This window comes from Salipiger marinus, from assembly GCF_035481585.1.
In the GTDB taxonomy this organism is placed as follows: Bacteria; Pseudomonadota; Alphaproteobacteria; order Rhodobacterales; family Rhodobacteraceae; genus Salipiger; species Salipiger marinus.
Map to the genome: position 1 here is coordinate 74,168 of NZ_JAYKSL010000002.1, position 14,858 is coordinate 89,025.

The 14,858-nt window shown below is 66.7% G+C and carries 13 protein-coding genes; 7 read left to right on the forward strand and 6 right to left on the reverse strand.

The genetic code is table 11. From position 1 onward, the window contains the following. Positions 1 to 57 precede the first annotated feature (57 nt). Positions 58 to 489: a MarR family winged helix-turn-helix transcriptional regulator gene (locus tag VK682_RS03495; RefSeq protein WP_089844910.1), complete on the reverse strand. Its 432-nt coding sequence runs from the start codon at positions 487 to 489 to the stop codon at positions 58 to 60. A gap of 165 nt (positions 490 to 654) precedes the next feature. Continuing rightward, positions 655 to 1,521 carry a LysR family transcriptional regulator gene (locus VK682_RS03500; RefSeq protein WP_230796211.1) on the reverse strand — a complete coding sequence of 289 codons (867 nt, stop codon included), beginning with the start codon at positions 1,519 to 1,521 and terminating at the stop codon, positions 655 to 657. 138 nt (positions 1,522 to 1,659) lie between these two features. Between VK682_RS03500 and ampC the strand changes: the two genes are divergently transcribed. Continuing rightward, entirely contained in the window at positions 1,660 to 2,811 is a 1,152-nt protein-coding gene (gene ampC, locus VK682_RS03505; RefSeq protein ID WP_324781458.1) for a class C beta-lactamase, read from the forward strand. A 99-nt stretch (positions 2,812 to 2,910) separates the two neighbouring features. Here ampC and VK682_RS03510 read toward each other — a convergent pair whose 3' ends face one another. Continuing rightward, positions 2,911 to 3,828, reverse strand: a complete 918-nt coding sequence (locus VK682_RS03510) for a LysR family transcriptional regulator (protein WP_230796209.1) — start codon at positions 3,826 to 3,828, stop codon at positions 2,911 to 2,913. Between the two features lie 174 nt (positions 3,829 to 4,002). Here VK682_RS03510 and xdhA point away from each other — a divergent pair, with 174 nt between their 5' ends. The 6 genes from xdhA (at position 4,003) to VK682_RS03540 (ending at position 12,726) form a co-directional block, all read left to right on the forward strand. Then, complete coding sequence (gene xdhA / locus VK682_RS03515; RefSeq protein ID WP_230796208.1) at positions 4,003 to 5,466, forward strand: xanthine dehydrogenase small subunit; 1,464 nt, start codon at positions 4,003 to 4,005, stop codon at positions 5,464 to 5,466. A gap of 19 nt (positions 5,467 to 5,485) precedes the next feature. After that, the gene (gene xdhB, locus VK682_RS03520; protein WP_324781459.1) at positions 5,486 to 7,804 is read left to right on the forward strand and encodes a xanthine dehydrogenase molybdopterin binding subunit; all 2,319 of its coding nucleotides are present in this window, start codon (positions 5,486 to 5,488) and stop codon (positions 7,802 to 7,804) included. Positions 7,805 to 7,808: 4 nt separating this feature from the next. After that, complete coding sequence (xdhC, locus tag VK682_RS03525; RefSeq protein WP_230796206.1) at positions 7,809 to 8,693, forward strand: xanthine dehydrogenase accessory protein XdhC; 885 nt, start codon at positions 7,809 to 7,811, stop codon at positions 8,691 to 8,693. A 39-nt stretch (positions 8,694 to 8,732) separates the two neighbouring features. Further along, positions 8,733 to 10,334, forward strand: a complete 1,602-nt coding sequence (locus tag VK682_RS03530) for a permease family protein (RefSeq protein ID WP_230796205.1) — start codon at positions 8,733 to 8,735, stop codon at positions 10,332 to 10,334. A gap of 57 nt (positions 10,335 to 10,391) precedes the next feature. Further along, on the forward strand, positions 10,392 to 11,726 hold the full coding sequence (gene guaD, locus VK682_RS03535; RefSeq protein WP_230796204.1) for a guanine deaminase: 1,335 nt from the start codon (positions 10,392 to 10,394) through the stop codon (positions 11,724 to 11,726). 142 nt (positions 11,727 to 11,868) lie between these two features. Further along, positions 11,869 to 12,726 (forward strand): bifunctional allantoicase/(S)-ureidoglycine aminohydrolase, encoded by an 858-nt coding sequence (locus VK682_RS03540; protein WP_230796203.1) that lies wholly within the window; start codon positions 11,869 to 11,871, stop codon positions 12,724 to 12,726. Positions 12,727 to 12,839: 113 nt separating this feature from the next. Here the strand turns inward: VK682_RS03540 and VK682_RS03545 are convergent, their stop codons facing one another. The 3 genes from VK682_RS03545 to bhcR form a co-directional block, all read right to left on the reverse strand. Further along, positions 12,840 to 13,337, reverse strand: coding sequence for a hypothetical protein (locus VK682_RS03545; protein ID WP_230796202.1), 498 nt, complete (start codon positions 13,335 to 13,337; stop codon positions 12,840 to 12,842). An 11-nt stretch (positions 13,338 to 13,348) separates the two neighbouring features. Beyond that, positions 13,349 to 13,747 (reverse strand): hypothetical protein, encoded by a 399-nt coding sequence (locus VK682_RS03550; RefSeq protein WP_131821793.1) that lies wholly within the window; start codon positions 13,745 to 13,747, stop codon positions 13,349 to 13,351. A 263-nt stretch (positions 13,748 to 14,010) separates the two neighbouring features. Next, the gene (bhcR, locus tag VK682_RS03555) at positions 14,011 to 14,856 is read right to left on the reverse strand and encodes an HTH-type transcriptional regulator BhcR (protein ID WP_230796201.1); all 846 of its coding nucleotides are present in this window, start codon (positions 14,854 to 14,856) and stop codon (positions 14,011 to 14,013) included. Between the last annotated feature and the right edge of the window lie 2 nt (positions 14,857 to 14,858).

Genomic DNA, 14,858 nt, shown 5'->3' on the forward strand with positions numbered 1-14,858 from the left:
TTGCGATGTTGGGGTGAGCCGTCATGCAAGGAGATATTACTACGACATTCGGACTATTCAATCCTCGGAGGAAGAGATTTTCCCGATCAGGCCGATAAAAACGGGCCGTTCCTCTGGCAGAAGCTGGTCCAGCATGGCGCGGAACATGGTCTGATGCGCGGCGCGCTGCGCTTCGGCATAGGCGACGCCCTCGTCGGTCAGCTGCAGCGCCACCGCGCGGCGGTCATCCGACGGGCGCAGCCGCTGCAGCAGTCCGCGCTTGGCCAGCCGGTCCGTGGCCGAGGAAATGGTCGTCAGCGCAATCCCGAAAGCGCGCGCCACATCCGAGGGCCCGCAGCCGGGCTGGGCCGCCACATGCTGGAGGATATGCTTGTCTATCTCGGCCAGCGGGCGCCCGCCCAGACTGGCATCCGACAGCTTGAATCGCCGCGAGAGCCTGTCCAGCGCGGCAGCGAGTTCCGCAACCTGATCGTTCGTAGGATCTTTCATCCCGCCAGTTTACGGCCCCGCGCGCCGCGGTGCCAGAGCTGTTCGCCGGGTGCGGAGTTTCTGCCGCGCGCGGGGCCGCGCGGAGGCCACACCACCCTGTGTTTGCCGCGCGGGCTTTGCCCTTGCGTTGGCGCAGGCTCGGGCAGACCGCCCCGGGCGCCCGGTTCAGGCCAGCGCCGAAGTCAGCCATGTGCGGAAGCTGCGCATTCCTTGCGTTTCCTTGCGGGTCTGCGGCCATGTCAGCCAGTAGCTGCCCATGTCCACCTCCGGCGCGAAGGGGCGGACAAGGCGCCCGGTCTCCTCCCAGAGCCGGAAGAGCCGGTGCGGCAGGATCGCGACCCCGTGGCCCTGCGCCGCCATTTCGGCCAGCGCCAGCGAGCTGTCCAGCGTCGGGCCGCGCAGGGGCGGGCAGGGCAGCCCCACCTCCTCGAACCACCGCTCCCATTCCGAACTGCGGTAGGACCGCAGCAGCGTCAGCCCGCGCAGATCCGCCGCCCCCTCCAGCCCCGCGGCAAGAGCGGGCGCGCACATCGGCGTCAGCGGCGCCTCCATCACCTTGACCGAGGCCAGCCCGTGCCAAGACCCGTCGCCAAAACGCAGCGCCAGATCCAGCCCCTCGCCGGTGATGGTGACGCGGTTGTTGTTGGTGAAGATGCGCAGGTCGACCTCGGGATGCGCGGCCTCGAACTCGGGCAGGCGCGGGATCAGCCAGCCGATCGCGAAGGTGCCGACCACGCCAAGGTTGAGCGCTTCGTGGAACCGGCCCCCGGAAAACCGGTCCAGCGTCTCGCCGATGCTGTCCAGCGCGGCGGTCACCACGGGGGCCAGCGCCACACCCTCCTCGGTCAGCACCAGCCCGCGCGGCACGCGGCGGAACAGCGCCACGCCCAGCCGGTCCTCCAGATTGCGGATCTGATGGCTGAGGGCGGCCTGCGTCACGCAAAGCTCCACCGCCGCATGGGTCAGCGTCAGATGGCGGGCGGCGGCTTCGAAGGCGCGTAGCGCATTCAGCGGAAGGTTCGGGCGATCCATGGTGACCTATTAGTTTTTCTACAGACTATCTCAAGAATTGATCTTTTGAAGCGGGTAATCACCCAAGATAGGCAGGGACAGGCAAATTCAGTTCAAGTCAGGCGTAATGACACGCCCCCAGCGACAGGCGACAAAACCATGACATCCCCCTTTGTGTTTACCCTCGCGGCTGCGGTTTGCGCCGCCCCGGCTCTGGCCGCGCCCCTGTCCGACGCGCGGATCCAGCAGCTTGGCGACGCGGTCTTCGGCCCGGTGATGGCCGCGCATGACATCCCCGGCATGGCCATCGGCATCACCTACCGGGGCGAAAGCCATGTCCTCACCCGTGGGCTGGCCGTGCGGGAGGGCGCGCAGCCGGTGACCGCCGACACGCTTTTCGAACTGGGCTCGGTCAGCAAGCTGTTCAACGTGGCGCTGGCCGGGCTCGCGGCAGAGCGTGGCCTGCTGTCGCTGGACGCCGCCGTGTCCGATCTGCGGCCCGACCTGCAGGGCAGCGCCTTTGACTGGATCTCGCTTTATGATCTGGCCGCACATGCCAATGGCGGGCTGCCGCTGCAGGTGCCGGACACGATCACCACCGAGGCCGAGCTGTCCGACTGGCTTGCGGGCTGGACCACCGCCGCAGAACCGCAGAGCCTGCGCGCCTATTCCAACCTGAGCATCGGCCTGCTGGGATGCCTGACCGCCGAGGCGTTTGGCCGCGATTACGAGACGGCGCTGACCGAGGAACTGCTGCCGGAGCTTGGTCTGAGCTACACCTATGTCACCGTGCCGGAAGCGGCGATGCCCGACTATGCCTTTGGCTATGCCCGGTCGGACGACAGCGCGGTGCGGGTCACTCCGGGGATGCTGGATGCCGAGGCTTATGGCATCAAATCCTCCGTCACCGACATGCTGCGCTTTCTGGACGCCCATCTTGGCGCATGGCCGGTGTCGCCGGAGGTGGAGGCGGCGCTGTCCCGCACGCGCGAGGCCCGTTATGATACCGCCCATTACGCGCAGGCGATGATCTGGGAGGACTATGCGTGGCCCGTCACCGCCGCGCAGCTGGCGGCGGGCAACAGCAGCGAGATGGCGCTGACCCCGCAGCCGATCACCCGCCGCGACACTGCGCGCAGCGGGCCGGTGTTCCTGAACAAGACCGGGGCGACAAACGGCTTTGGCGCCTATGTGGCCATGGTCCCGCAGGAAGAGATCGGCGTGGTCGTTCTGGCCAACCGCAACTATCCCAACGCGGCCCGCGCCGAGGCGACGCTGGACCTGATCACCCGCATCCTTGCCGAAGACTGAAACCCGCGGCGGGGAGGGCTTTGCCTTCCCCGTCCAGACCCTTGCGCTTGAGTCCTGTAATGATGATTATGTAATATCAATGTCGAAAGCTCCGCCCCGTCAGGCGGCCCGCCTTTTGGCAAAAAGCGGCTTGCTCTGCCGCGCGACATGTTCGACGAAAAGCCGGATCTTCGGATCCTGCAGCTTCTTGTGCGGGTAAAGACAGCCGAAGATCGTCGGCAGCGGCGGCGTCTCGGGCAGCACCTCGACCAGACGTCCCGTGGTCAGATGATCCTGCACGTCAAAGCGCGGCTTGTTCACGATGCCCCGGCCCGCCAGCGCCCAGTCGGTCAGCACGTCGCCGTCATCCGCATCATATTTGCCGCGCACTTCCAGCTTCTGCGGCCCGGCGGGGGTCATCACGGTCCAGAAATATTCTGGCGACCGGGGATAGCGCAGCAGCAGGCAGTTATGCGCCGCCTGCAGCAGATCGTCGGGCGTGCGCGGCGTGCCCGCGCGCGCCAGATAGTCGGGGGCCGCACAAAGCACCCGGTCGCAATCGGCGATCTTGCGCAGCTTCAGGTTGGAATCGCCCGGCTCGCCGACAAAAAACGCGATGTCGAGCCCGTCCGCCAGCAGATCCACCTTGCGGTCGGACAGACGCATCCGCACCTCGGTTTCCGGGTATCTGTCGGAAAATCCGGGCACCAGCGGCGCCACGATCCGCCGCCCGACCCCAAGGGGCGCGGTGACGCGGATCGCCCCGCGCGGCACCTGCGAAAAGCTGGCCACCCGCGCTTCGGCATTTTCCAGCGCCAGCAGCACCGCACGCGCCTCGTCATAAAAGACCCGCCCCGCCTCGGTGGGGTTGATCGACCGGGTGGTGCGGTTGAACAGCCGCACGCCAAGATGTTTCTCCAGCTCTTTCAGCCGCTTGCTGGCCACAGCTGGGGTCAGCCGCAGATCGCGCCCGCCCGAGGTGATGCTGCCCAGTTCCAGAACCCGGACAAAGACCCGCAGGCTTTCGATATAGGACATGGGCTGCCTCCCGCGCTGCCAGCGGCCCCCATTCTGCGCGCAGCGCCCGGCTTTTTCAACAATCTGTTGAAAGTATTTGCCGATACGAGCGATTTTTCGAGCCAATTTCGCACCGTATGCTGTGCGTGGCCCCGGGATGCGTGACCCAAGACCCAAGGCCAAGCGGAGGACAGCATGACAGATCGCGACGACATTCGTTTCATACTCAACGGCAAAGAAATCTCGGTCCGCGATGTCGAGGCCAGCCGCACCCTGCTTGATTTCCTGCGGCTGGAGCGGCGCCTGACCGGCACCAAGGAAGGCTGCGCCGAGGGCGACTGCGGCGCCTGCACCGTGCTGGTCGGACGGCTGACCGCCACCGGGCTGGTCTATGCGCCGGTCAATGCCTGCATCCGCTTTCTGGCTTCGGTCGATGGCTGCCACGTCGTCACCATCGAACATCTGGCCGGGCCCGACGGACGGCTGCACCCGGTGCAGCAGGCGATGATCGACCATCACGGCAGCCAGTGCGGCTTCTGCACGCCGGGCTTCGTGATGTCGCTTTACGCGCTGTGGATGCAGACGCCGGAGCCGACCGAGGCGCAGGTGGAAACCGCCCTGCAGGGCAATCTCTGCCGCTGCACCGGCTATGCGCCGATCATCCGCGCCGCCGTGGCGGTCAGCCGCTACGGCACCCCCGCCTCGGATCACCTGACCGCCGAACGCGAGGCGATGACAGCACGGCTTGCCGCGCTGCGCGACGGGCGGCGCGTGGTCAGCGGGCCGCAGGACAATCTGGCCATCCTGCCTGCCGATGTGGACGATCTGGCCGACTGCCTGCTGCGCTGGCCGGGGGCGACGATCATCGCCGGGGCCACCGATGTCGGGCTCTGGGTCACCAAATTCCTGCGCCCCATCGGGCCTGCGATCTTTATCGGGCATCTGGACGCGCTGAAACGGGTCGAACGGCAGGGCGACAGCCTGCTGATCGGCGCGGGCGCCAGCTATACCGACTGCCAGAGCGTTCTGGCCCAGCACCTGCCGCATCTGTCGCGCTACTGGGACCGCATCGCCGGATGGCAGGTGCGCAACATGGGCACCGTGGGCGGCAACATCGCCAATGGCTCGCCCATCGGGGACACGCCGCCGGTGCTGATCGCGCTTGGGGCAGAGATCGTGCTGCGCCGCGGCGCCGACCGCCGCCGCCTGCCGCTGCAGGACTTCTTCCTTGATTACGGCAAGCAGGACCGCGCGGCGGGCGAATTTGTGGAAAGCATCCACATTCCCCTGCCCGGCGCCGATGACCTTCATGCCGCCTACAAGCTGTCCAAGCGCCGGGACGAGGATATCTCGGCGGTGGCGGCGGGGTTCCGCATCACCGTGGAGCAGGGCCGGATCACGCAGGCCCGGCTGGCCTTTGGCGGCATGGCGGCGACCCCCAAACGCGCCAGCGGTGCCGAACGGGCGCTGACCGGCCAGCCTTGGTCGGAAGCGGCGTTCGAGGCGGCGGCAGAGGCGCTGGCGCAGGATTTCACCCCGCTGGACGACTGGCGGGCCTCGGCGGCCTACCGGATGCTGGGCGCGCAGAACCTGCTGCGCCGCTTCTTTCTGGAACATGACGCCGCCACCACCGCCCCCATCCAACTTGAAACCGCGTAAGCCGGGAAAGGACAGCACGATGAAGGATACCCTGACCATCAGCGGCGCGGCCCATACCGACCGCACCCATGACAGCGCCGTCAAACATGTGACGGGCCGCGCCGATTACACCGATGACATCGCCCAGCCCGAGGGCACGCTGCACGCCTATCTGGGCGTGTCGGACGTGGCCCATGCCCGGCTGAACGGGCTCGACCTCACGGCAGTGCTGGCCTATCCGGGCGTGGTGGGCGTGCTGACCGCCGCCGACGTGCCCGGCGTCAACGACATCAGCCCCACCGGCCAGAATGACGAGCCGGTCTTTCCCACCGACCTGATCCAGTTCCATGGCCAGCCGCTGTTCGCGGTGGTGGCCGAAACCCGCGACATCGCCCGCCGTGCGGCAGCACTGGCACGGATCGACTGCGAGGTGCTGCCCCATGCGCTTGATCCCATCGCGGCACAGGAGGCGGGCTATCCCCATGTGACCGCGCCCCTGAAGCTGGAGCGGGGCGATGTGGAGGCAGGTTTCGCGCAGGCACCGCACCGGATCAGCGGGCGGATGCATGTGGGCGGGCAGGATCACATGTATCTGGAAGGCCAGATCGCCTTTGCCATCCCCGGCGAGGATGACGACATCGTGGTGCACTGCTCCACCCAGCATCCTTCGGAAGCGCAGCATATGGTGGCCCATGTGCTGGGCGTGCCCTCCAATGCGGTGGTGGTCGACGTGCGGCGCATGGGCGGCGGGTTCGGCGGCAAGGAAAGCCAGATGAACCTGTTCTGCGTCGTGGCGGCGATGGCGGCGAAGAAGTGGAACCGTGCGGTCAAGATCCGGCCCGACCGCGATCAGGACATGACCGCCACCGGCAAGCGCCATGATTTCGTGATCGATTACGACGTGGGCTTTGACGAGACGGGCCGCATTCTGGCCGTGGGCGGCACCTTTGCGGCGCGCTGCGGCTTTTCCGCCGACCTCTCCGGCCCGGTCACCGACCGCGCGCTGTTCCATGCCGACAACGCCTATTTCTATCCGCATGTGCGGCTGACCAGCCGCCCGATGAAGACCAACACCGTCTCCAACACCGCGTTTCGCGGCTTTGGCGGGCCGCAGGGGGTAATGGCGGCGGAACGGATGATCGAGGAGATCGCCTATGCCACCGGGCAGGATCCGCTCGACGTGCGCCGGATCAACTTCTATGGCGGTGCGGGCCGCGACCTGACCCCCTATCACCAGCAGGTCGAGGACAACATCCTTGACCGGCTGGTCACGGATCTGGAGGAAAGCAGCGCCTATCGCCAGCGCCGCCGCGACATCGTGGCCCATAACGCCGCCTCGAAGGTGCTGAAAAAGGGCATCGCGCTGACGCCGGTCAAGTTCGGCATCTCCTTCACCGCGACATGGTACAATCAGGCGGGCGCGCTGGTGCATGTCTATAGCGACGGCTCCATCCACCTTAACCACGGCGGCACCGAGATGGGCCAAGGGCTCAACACCAAGGTGGCGCAGGTGGTGGCCGAGGCGTTTCAGGTCGATTTCGAGCGCATCAAGATCACCAAGACCACGACGGAAAAGGTGCCCAACACCTCCGCCACCGCCGCCTCCTCGGGGACCGACCTCAACGGCATGGCAGCGCTTGACGCGGTGGAACAGATCAAGGCGCGGCTGCTCAGCTTCGCGGCGGAGCGCTGGAGCGTCGCCCCCGATGCCGTGCGGTTTGTCGCCAATCAGGTGCATGTCGGCGACGAGGTGCTGTCCTTTGATGCCTTCATCCGGCAGGCCTATCTGGCGCGGGTGCAGCTGTCGGCGGCGGGCTTCTACAAGACGCCGAAAATCCACTGGGACCGCGCCAAGGGACAGGGCCGCCCCTTCTATTACTACGCCTATGGCGCCGCCTGTTCCGAAGTGACCATCGACACGCTGACCGGCGAATACCGGGTGGACCGCACCGACATCCTGCATGATGTGGGCCGCTCGCTGAACCCGGCGCTGGACCGGGGGCAGGTGGAAGGCGCCTTCGTACAGGGCATGGGCTGGCTTACCACCGAAGAACTGTGGTGGGACAAGGCCGGGCGGCTGCGCACCCACGCGCCCTCCACCTACAAGATCCCGCTCGCCTCTGACCGGCCGCGCATCTTCAACGTGCGGCTGGCGGACTGGTCGGAGAACCGCGAACTGACCATCAAGCGGTCCAAGGCCGTGGGCGAGCCGCCCTTCATGCTGGGCATCTCGGTCTTTGAGGCGCTGTCCATGGCGGTGGCCTCGGTCGCGGATTACCGTGTCTGCCCGCGCCTTGACGCGCCCGCCACCCCCGAACGGGTGCTGATGGCCGTGGCGCGGCTGCGGCGCGGGGACTGAGGCCATGGCACGGCAGGTCACCGAGCTTGCCCGGTTCCTTGGGGCGCAGGGCGCGGTGATCCGCGTGGCGCTGACCCGGGTGCGCGGCTCCTCGCCGCGCGAGGCAGGCACCGAGATGTTCGTGGCGCCGGCAGCGGTTTACGGCACCATCGGCGGCGGCCAGCTGGAACACCGCGCCATCGAGGCGGCGCGCGCCATGCTGCGCGACGGCGTGCTGACCACGGCCATGGACGTGCCCCTGGGGCCGGAGATCGGCCAGTGCTGCGGCGGGCGGGTGGAAATGGCGCTGACCCGGATGCGCGGTTCGGACAAGCGCGCGGCCCTCCGCCGCGCCGGGGCCGAGGCGCGCGCCCTGCCCCATGTCTATGTGCTGGGCGCGGGCCATGTGGGCCGCGCCATCGCCCTGCAGCTGCAGCACATGCCGGTGCGCTGCATCCTGATCGACCCGCGCGCGCAGGAACTGGCGCTGTGCGAGGCGTCGGTGGAAACCCGGCTGTCGGTCATGCCGGAAATGGACATCACCGCCGCCCCGCCCGGCAGCGCCTTTGTCGTGCTGACCCATGATCACGGGCTGGATTTCCTGCTGACCGCCGCGGCGCTGGCCCGGGGCGATGCGGCCTATGTCGGCATGATCGGTTCCGCCACCAAACGCGCCAAGCTGAAAAGCTGGATGCGCGCGCAGGGCGGGCTGGCCGGGTTCGACCAACTCATCTGCCCTATCGGGGCAAGCGGCAGCCGCGACAAGCGGCCCAGCCTGATCGCGGCCTTTGTCGTGGCCGAGATCATGGCTGATCTGACCTCTGAAACTGTCGCAACCAGCCCCGCTCAGGCGGGACAGGGGCCCGAGGCGGGCCATTACCACGACCAGAAGGGAGCGTCGGCCCGGTAGCGGACGGCGGAGCTGGTCAAAGCGGAGGAGGATACCGTCATGGACGGGACACGTTACAGCTACCGGGTGTTTTCACCCGGCGATACCAGTGCCTTCTGGGCGCTGTTCACCGACAATCTCGTGAACCTGCTGATCCTGTCGGGGATCTGCCAGTTCGTGTTCGGCATGCCCGCCGAGATCGTCTTCGGGCGCATCGTGCCGGGGGCGGCGGTGGCCATCCTTGCGGGGGTCGCGGTCTATACCGTCATGGCGAAGGTCACGGCGACCCGGCAGGGCCGCGACGTCACCGCCCTGCCCTACGGCATCTCGACCCCGGTCATGTTCGTCTACCTCTTCGGCGTGATCGGCCCGATCTACTGGGCGACGCAGGATCCGCTGCTGGCGTGGCAGGTCGGCATCGGCGCGGGCTTCATGGGTGGCATCGTCGCGGCCATGGGCGCCATCATCGGCCCGTGGCTGAAGCGGATCACCCCGCGCGCGGGCATGCTGGGCACGCTCTGCGGGATCGCGCTGATGTTCATCGGTGCGGTGCCGCTGTCGCAGATCTTCGAACATCCGGTGATCGGCTTCACCTCGCTGCTCTTCATCCTCTGGGGGCTGATCGGGCGGTTCCGCCTGCCCGGCAACATCCCCGCCGGGCTTGCGGCCATCGCGGCGGGCACGCTGATCGCGCTGTTCCTGGGGGAATCGCGGATCGACACCTCGGGGCTCCGGTTTTATGCGCCGGTGCCCTATTTTGGCGATCTGATCGCGGGGATCCAGTATCTCTTCGCCAATCCCGAACTGTTCCTCGTTCTGGTGCCGGTGCAGATCTACAATTTCATCGAGACGATGAACAACGTGGAATCCGCAGAAGCGGCGGGGGACAGCTATCCGGTGGGGCTGTGCCAGCTGACCGACGGGGCGGGCACCATGATCGGCGCGGTCTTCGGCTCGCCCTTTCCCACCACGGTCTATATCGGCCATCCCGCCTACAAGCGGCTTGACGCGCGCGCGGGCTATATCATCGGCGTGGCGCTGGTGATCGCGGCGGCGGCGTTTCTGGGCTTCCTGTCGCTGCTGGCTGGGCTGATCCCGGTGGCGGCGGCAGCGCCGGTGCTGGTCTTTGTCTCGGTCAGCCTCATCACCAACACCGCCTGGGCGGTGAAGCCGGCGCATATGGCTGCGGTGTCATTCGCGATCCTGCCGCATGTCTCGTCGCTGCTCATCACCAAATGGGGCTCGCTGATGAACGCGCTGCGCGCCTCGGGGGCGGAAAACCTGCCCGCGCTGGGGGAGGACGGCCTGACCGCCGCCCTGCTGATGGAGGGCGCGCATTACGAGGGCCATCTGGCGCTGAGCCAGGGCGCGATCCTGACCGGGCTGGTCTGGGGCGCCATCGTCGCCGACGTGATCGAAGGGCGGTTCCGCCGCGCGGGCGGCTTTGCGCTGGCAGCGGCGGTGATGTCCTCGGTGGGGGTGATCCATGCCGCGGCCCTGCAGGTGCCGCAGTTCGACGGCATCACCATCGGCTATCTCATCATCGGCGGGTTCCTCTGCCTCTATCCGCTGGTGGCCCCGCGCGAGGATCTGACCCAGCGCGTCATCGTCCCCGACGAGCCCGACATGATCGACGACACAAGCCCCGCGCAGCGGGCCTGATGTCCCCGGGGGCGGCGGCGCCGCCCCCTTCCCTTTCTGACAGACCGGAGACCGCCCATGACCGAAACCCTGCTTCGCGGACGCCTGCTGACCTTCCATCGCGACCCTGCCGGTCCGGACGATGCCGAGGCCTATACCTATCTTGAGGATGCGGGGCTTCTGTCGCGCGACGGGCGGATCGCCGCCTCCGGCGCTTTTGCCGATGTCGCGCCGCAGGCCCCCCATGCGCCGGTGGTGGATCACCGCCCGCATCTGATGATGGCGGGGTTCATCGACACGCATATCCATTTCCCGCAGGTGCAGGTCATCGCCTCGTGGGGGGCGCAGCTGCTGGACTGGCTGAACGGCTATACCTTCCCCGAAGAGCTGCGCTTTGCCGATCCCGACCACTGCGCGCGCATGGCGCAGGCCTTTCTCGACCAGCTCACCGTCAACGGCACCACCACCGCCGTGGCCTTCTGTTCGGTCCATGCCGCCAGCGCCGAGGCGCTGTTTGCCGAGGCCACGCGGCGCGACATGCGGATGCTGGGCGGCAAGGTGATGATGGACCGCAACGCGCCCGACGGACTGCGCGACACGCCGCAGCAGGGCTATGACGACAGTGCCGCGCTGATCGCGCGCTGGCACGGGCGGGGGCGCAACGGCTATGTGATCACCCCGCGGTTCGCCATCACCTCGACCCCCGACCAGCTGGAGATGGCAGGCGCGCTTGCCGCCGCGCATCCCGGCTGTCACATCCAGACGCATCTGTCGGAAAATCTGGCGGAAATCGCCTATACCGCCGAACTTTACCCCGAGGCGCGCGATTACCTCGACATCTACGAACGCTTCGGCCTGCTTGGCCCCCGGACCCTGCTGGGCCATGCCATCCACCTGCGCCCGCGCGAGATCGACGCGCTGGCCGCGACCGGGGCGCATCCGGTGTTCTGCCCGACCTCGAACCTGTTTCTTGGCAGCGGGCTTTTTGACGAAGGCGGGCTGCGGGCGCGCGGCATCACCAGCGGCATCGCCACCGATGTGGGCGCGGGCACCAGCTATTCCATGCTGCAGACCCTGAACGAAGGCTACAAGGTGCTGCAGCTGCAGGGCCAGCCGCTGCATCCGCTGCGCGCCTTCCACTGGGCGACGCGCGGCAATGCCGAAGTGCTGGGGCTGGCGGACCGCATCGGCACGCTTGATCCGGGCACCGAGGCGGACATCACCGTGCTCAACGTGCGCGCGACCGAGGCGATGGCGCTGCGTGCCGAACGCGCCGACACTCTGGCGGAGGAACTGTTCATCCTGCAGATGATGGGCGATGACCGCGCCATCGCCGAGGTCTATGTCGCCGGCACCCCGCGCAAGGCCGCGGCGCGCGGCGCGGCGCGGATCCGGCATCCCGAACCGGCCTGATCCGGGTGCCACCGGCGGCGGGCGCCCCCGCCGCCACGATTTTCAATATTTTCGGAAAAGAGCTGTCCGACCTTTATGGGTTTCACTGGAAATGGCGCCGCGCCATACAGGTCCGGACAGCCGCGACCTTCAGGAGATTTGCATGTCCGCGACCTATTACGCCCCCCATGGCGGCCTGCCCGGCCAGGACCAGCTCCTGACCGACCGCGCCATCTTTACCGAGGCTTACGCGGTCATTCCCAAGGGCACGATGCGCGACATCGTCACCAGCTTCCTGCCCGGCTGGACCGGCACGCGGCTTTGGGTGATCGCGCGCCCGCTGTCGGGATTTGCCGAAACCTTTTCGCAATACATCATGGAAGTGCAGCCGGGCGGCGGATCAGACACGCCCGAGACCGACCCCGAGGCCGAAGGCGTGCTGTTCGTGGTCGAGGGCGAGGCGGAGCTGGAGGTCAATGGCGACACCCACCGCCTGACCCCCGGCGGCTATGCCTATCTGCCGCCCTCCGCCGACTGGCGCCTGCACAACCGCGGCACCGAGGTGCTGCGCTTTCACTGGGTGCGCAAGGCCTATGAGCCCGCGCCGGGGCTCGACGAGCCCGATGTGCTGATCCTGAACGAAAACGACATCGCCCCCACCCCCATGCCCGACACCAATGGCGCATGGGCCACCACCCGCTTTGTCGATCCCAACGACCTGCGCCATGACATGCATGTCACCATCGTGACCTTCCAGCCGGGCGGGGTCATTCCTTTCCTTGAAACCCATGTGATGGAGCACGGGCTTTACGTGCTGGAGGGCAAGGCGGTCTACAAGCTCAACAATGACTGGGTCGAGGTCGAGGCGGGCGATTTCATGTGGCTGCGCGCCTTCTGCCCGCAGGCCTGCTACGCAGGCGGGCCGGGGCGGTTCCGCTACCTGCTCTACAAGGATGTGAACCGCCACATGGCGCTGCGCCCCGGCGCGCAGGCCCTGCCCCGCAGGACGAACAACCGGTAAACCGGGCGCGTCTAGGGCCCGGCCTCAGACCGCCTGCCGCAAGTTGACAAGGCCCCTCCTGAGGCAAGGGTCGAACCCGCGCCCGGCAGAGACCGGGCGCGTCAGAACCGTCTTCAGCAGGAAATGGTGGTTCGGTCGAAGCTGAACTCTGCAGGGGCGGCGCAGCGATCCAGAGTGTAGGGTACTCTTCCCGTTTGAAGCGCAAAAGGATCAGCAGGCAGGGCAGAGACGACCGTGCTCCGCGCAAGAGCCAAGCTTTCACACGCAAACGTCCCGCCCTGTTTGCGGGTCACTGGATTGAAGCTGTTCGGGGGATGGCGCCAGCACATTGCCTCTTGTCCGGCCACGACATCCCTTTTGTAGTCTTCCGGCACGCCAAGCCTGTTGCCGGGATACCAAAGCCACGCCTTTCCTTCAGGCGCGAGATAATTCACCTGAAACCCATGCGCGCGGGAAAAGGACAGATAGGTCGTGTCAGGCTGAGGATAAGTCGGGACACGGTTCTGGCGCGCACTTGCCTCTGCAATCGCATGTGCCGAAACCGGTGGCGGCTGTTGATCGGAACAGCCGCCGAGCAAGACAAATAGGGCCGCAATCGCTCCCCGCGTCATGGTGGGATCCGTCAGCACTCCAGTGAAACGGACCAGCCCGCGAAGCGGCCTGACACCTTGGTGCGCAATGCGGCAAGGTCAGTTGTCGCAATGTCTCCCCCCAGAAAAGCCAGAATGCCCGGGTCGAAGGTGCCCGCACATCCCGTGGCCGTGCGCGATGCCGCTTCTATATCCGCGGCGAAATACGGCGTGGACGGTCCCACAAGGTCCACAAGCGCTTGATCGCGTTCGGTCACATGGGCGACGCGAAACGTTTTGCCATTGACCGTCACCGTTTTGGCTTCGGACAGCGCAGCGTCTGTTTGCGCAAGCTTGGCCTCTCGCTCTGCCCTTTGTTCCGGCGGAAGCTGCGAGCCGCCACACGCCGACACCAGCGATGCGAGAATAACGATAGAAACTGCAATGCGCATGATCTGCCCCTCATATCAATTTCCCAAAAAGTATCCATCTGACCGCAGGGAAGAAAGGGAAATCCGCAAGATAACCTGCAAACGTCTGAATGCGCCAGAAACCCCTATTGATATGTCTCGAGGCGTGGAACTGACATTTGCCCGACCGCAGCGGAATTGCGCTTCGCTGATCTTCTTGAGTGGTGGACCAAGGTCGCAGATAAATTGGCCCTGCTGACCCACCAAAATCGTCTCCCTTGTCGCGTGGCCGTCGCCGGCAAGGCTCAGACCCGCCGCGGAGTGACCTTTCCGCCGATCGCTTCCGTCAGCATGCGGGCCGCCTCGACCACGGGGCGGCTCAGCTTGTGCAGCGCCTCCGCCGTGACCCGGCTGGTGGGGCCAGACACCGACAGTCCGGCGATGGCCTCGCCGTTGATGTCAAAGACCGGCGCCGCGATGCAGCGCATGCCGATATTGCGTTCCTCGTCGTCGCAGGAATAGCCGCGCGCCCGGATCTGCCGCAGATCCGCCATCAGCCTGTCCCGGTCGGTCACCGTCTTTTCGGTGAAGGCGTCAAGGCCCCCCTCCAGCCTGCGCGCCAGCCGCGCGTCATCCATCTGCGCCAGCAGCGCCTTGCCGATGCCAGAGGCGTGCATCGCCGACAGCGTGCCCGGCGGAAAGAAGGCGCGGATATTGGCGTGGGTTTCGACCTGACTGAGGAACAGCACCTTTCCCTCTTTCTCGACGCCCAGATTGGCGGTCTCGCCCGTCGCCTCCATCAGGGCGCGCATCACCGGGCGGGCGCGGTCCACAAGGCTGGTGCGGCGCAAGAACCGCGACCCGATCATGAAGGCGCGCGGGCCGATATGCCAAAGCTGCTCTTCCGCGTCGAATTCCACCAGCCCCCGCCCCTCCAGCGTCACCAGCACGCGATAGATGGTGGAGGGTGACTGCCCCATGTCATCGGCGATGGCGCTCAGCGCGATCCCCTGCCGTTCGCTGAGAAATTCAAAGACCTCCATCGCCCGGTCCAGCGACTTGATGGTGTTCTGCGCCGTCTTGTCCTCCCAGTCGCGCGGCCGTCCCCGGGCCTTGCGGGGACCGCGCGCGGCATTGTCTTGGAATTCCATGA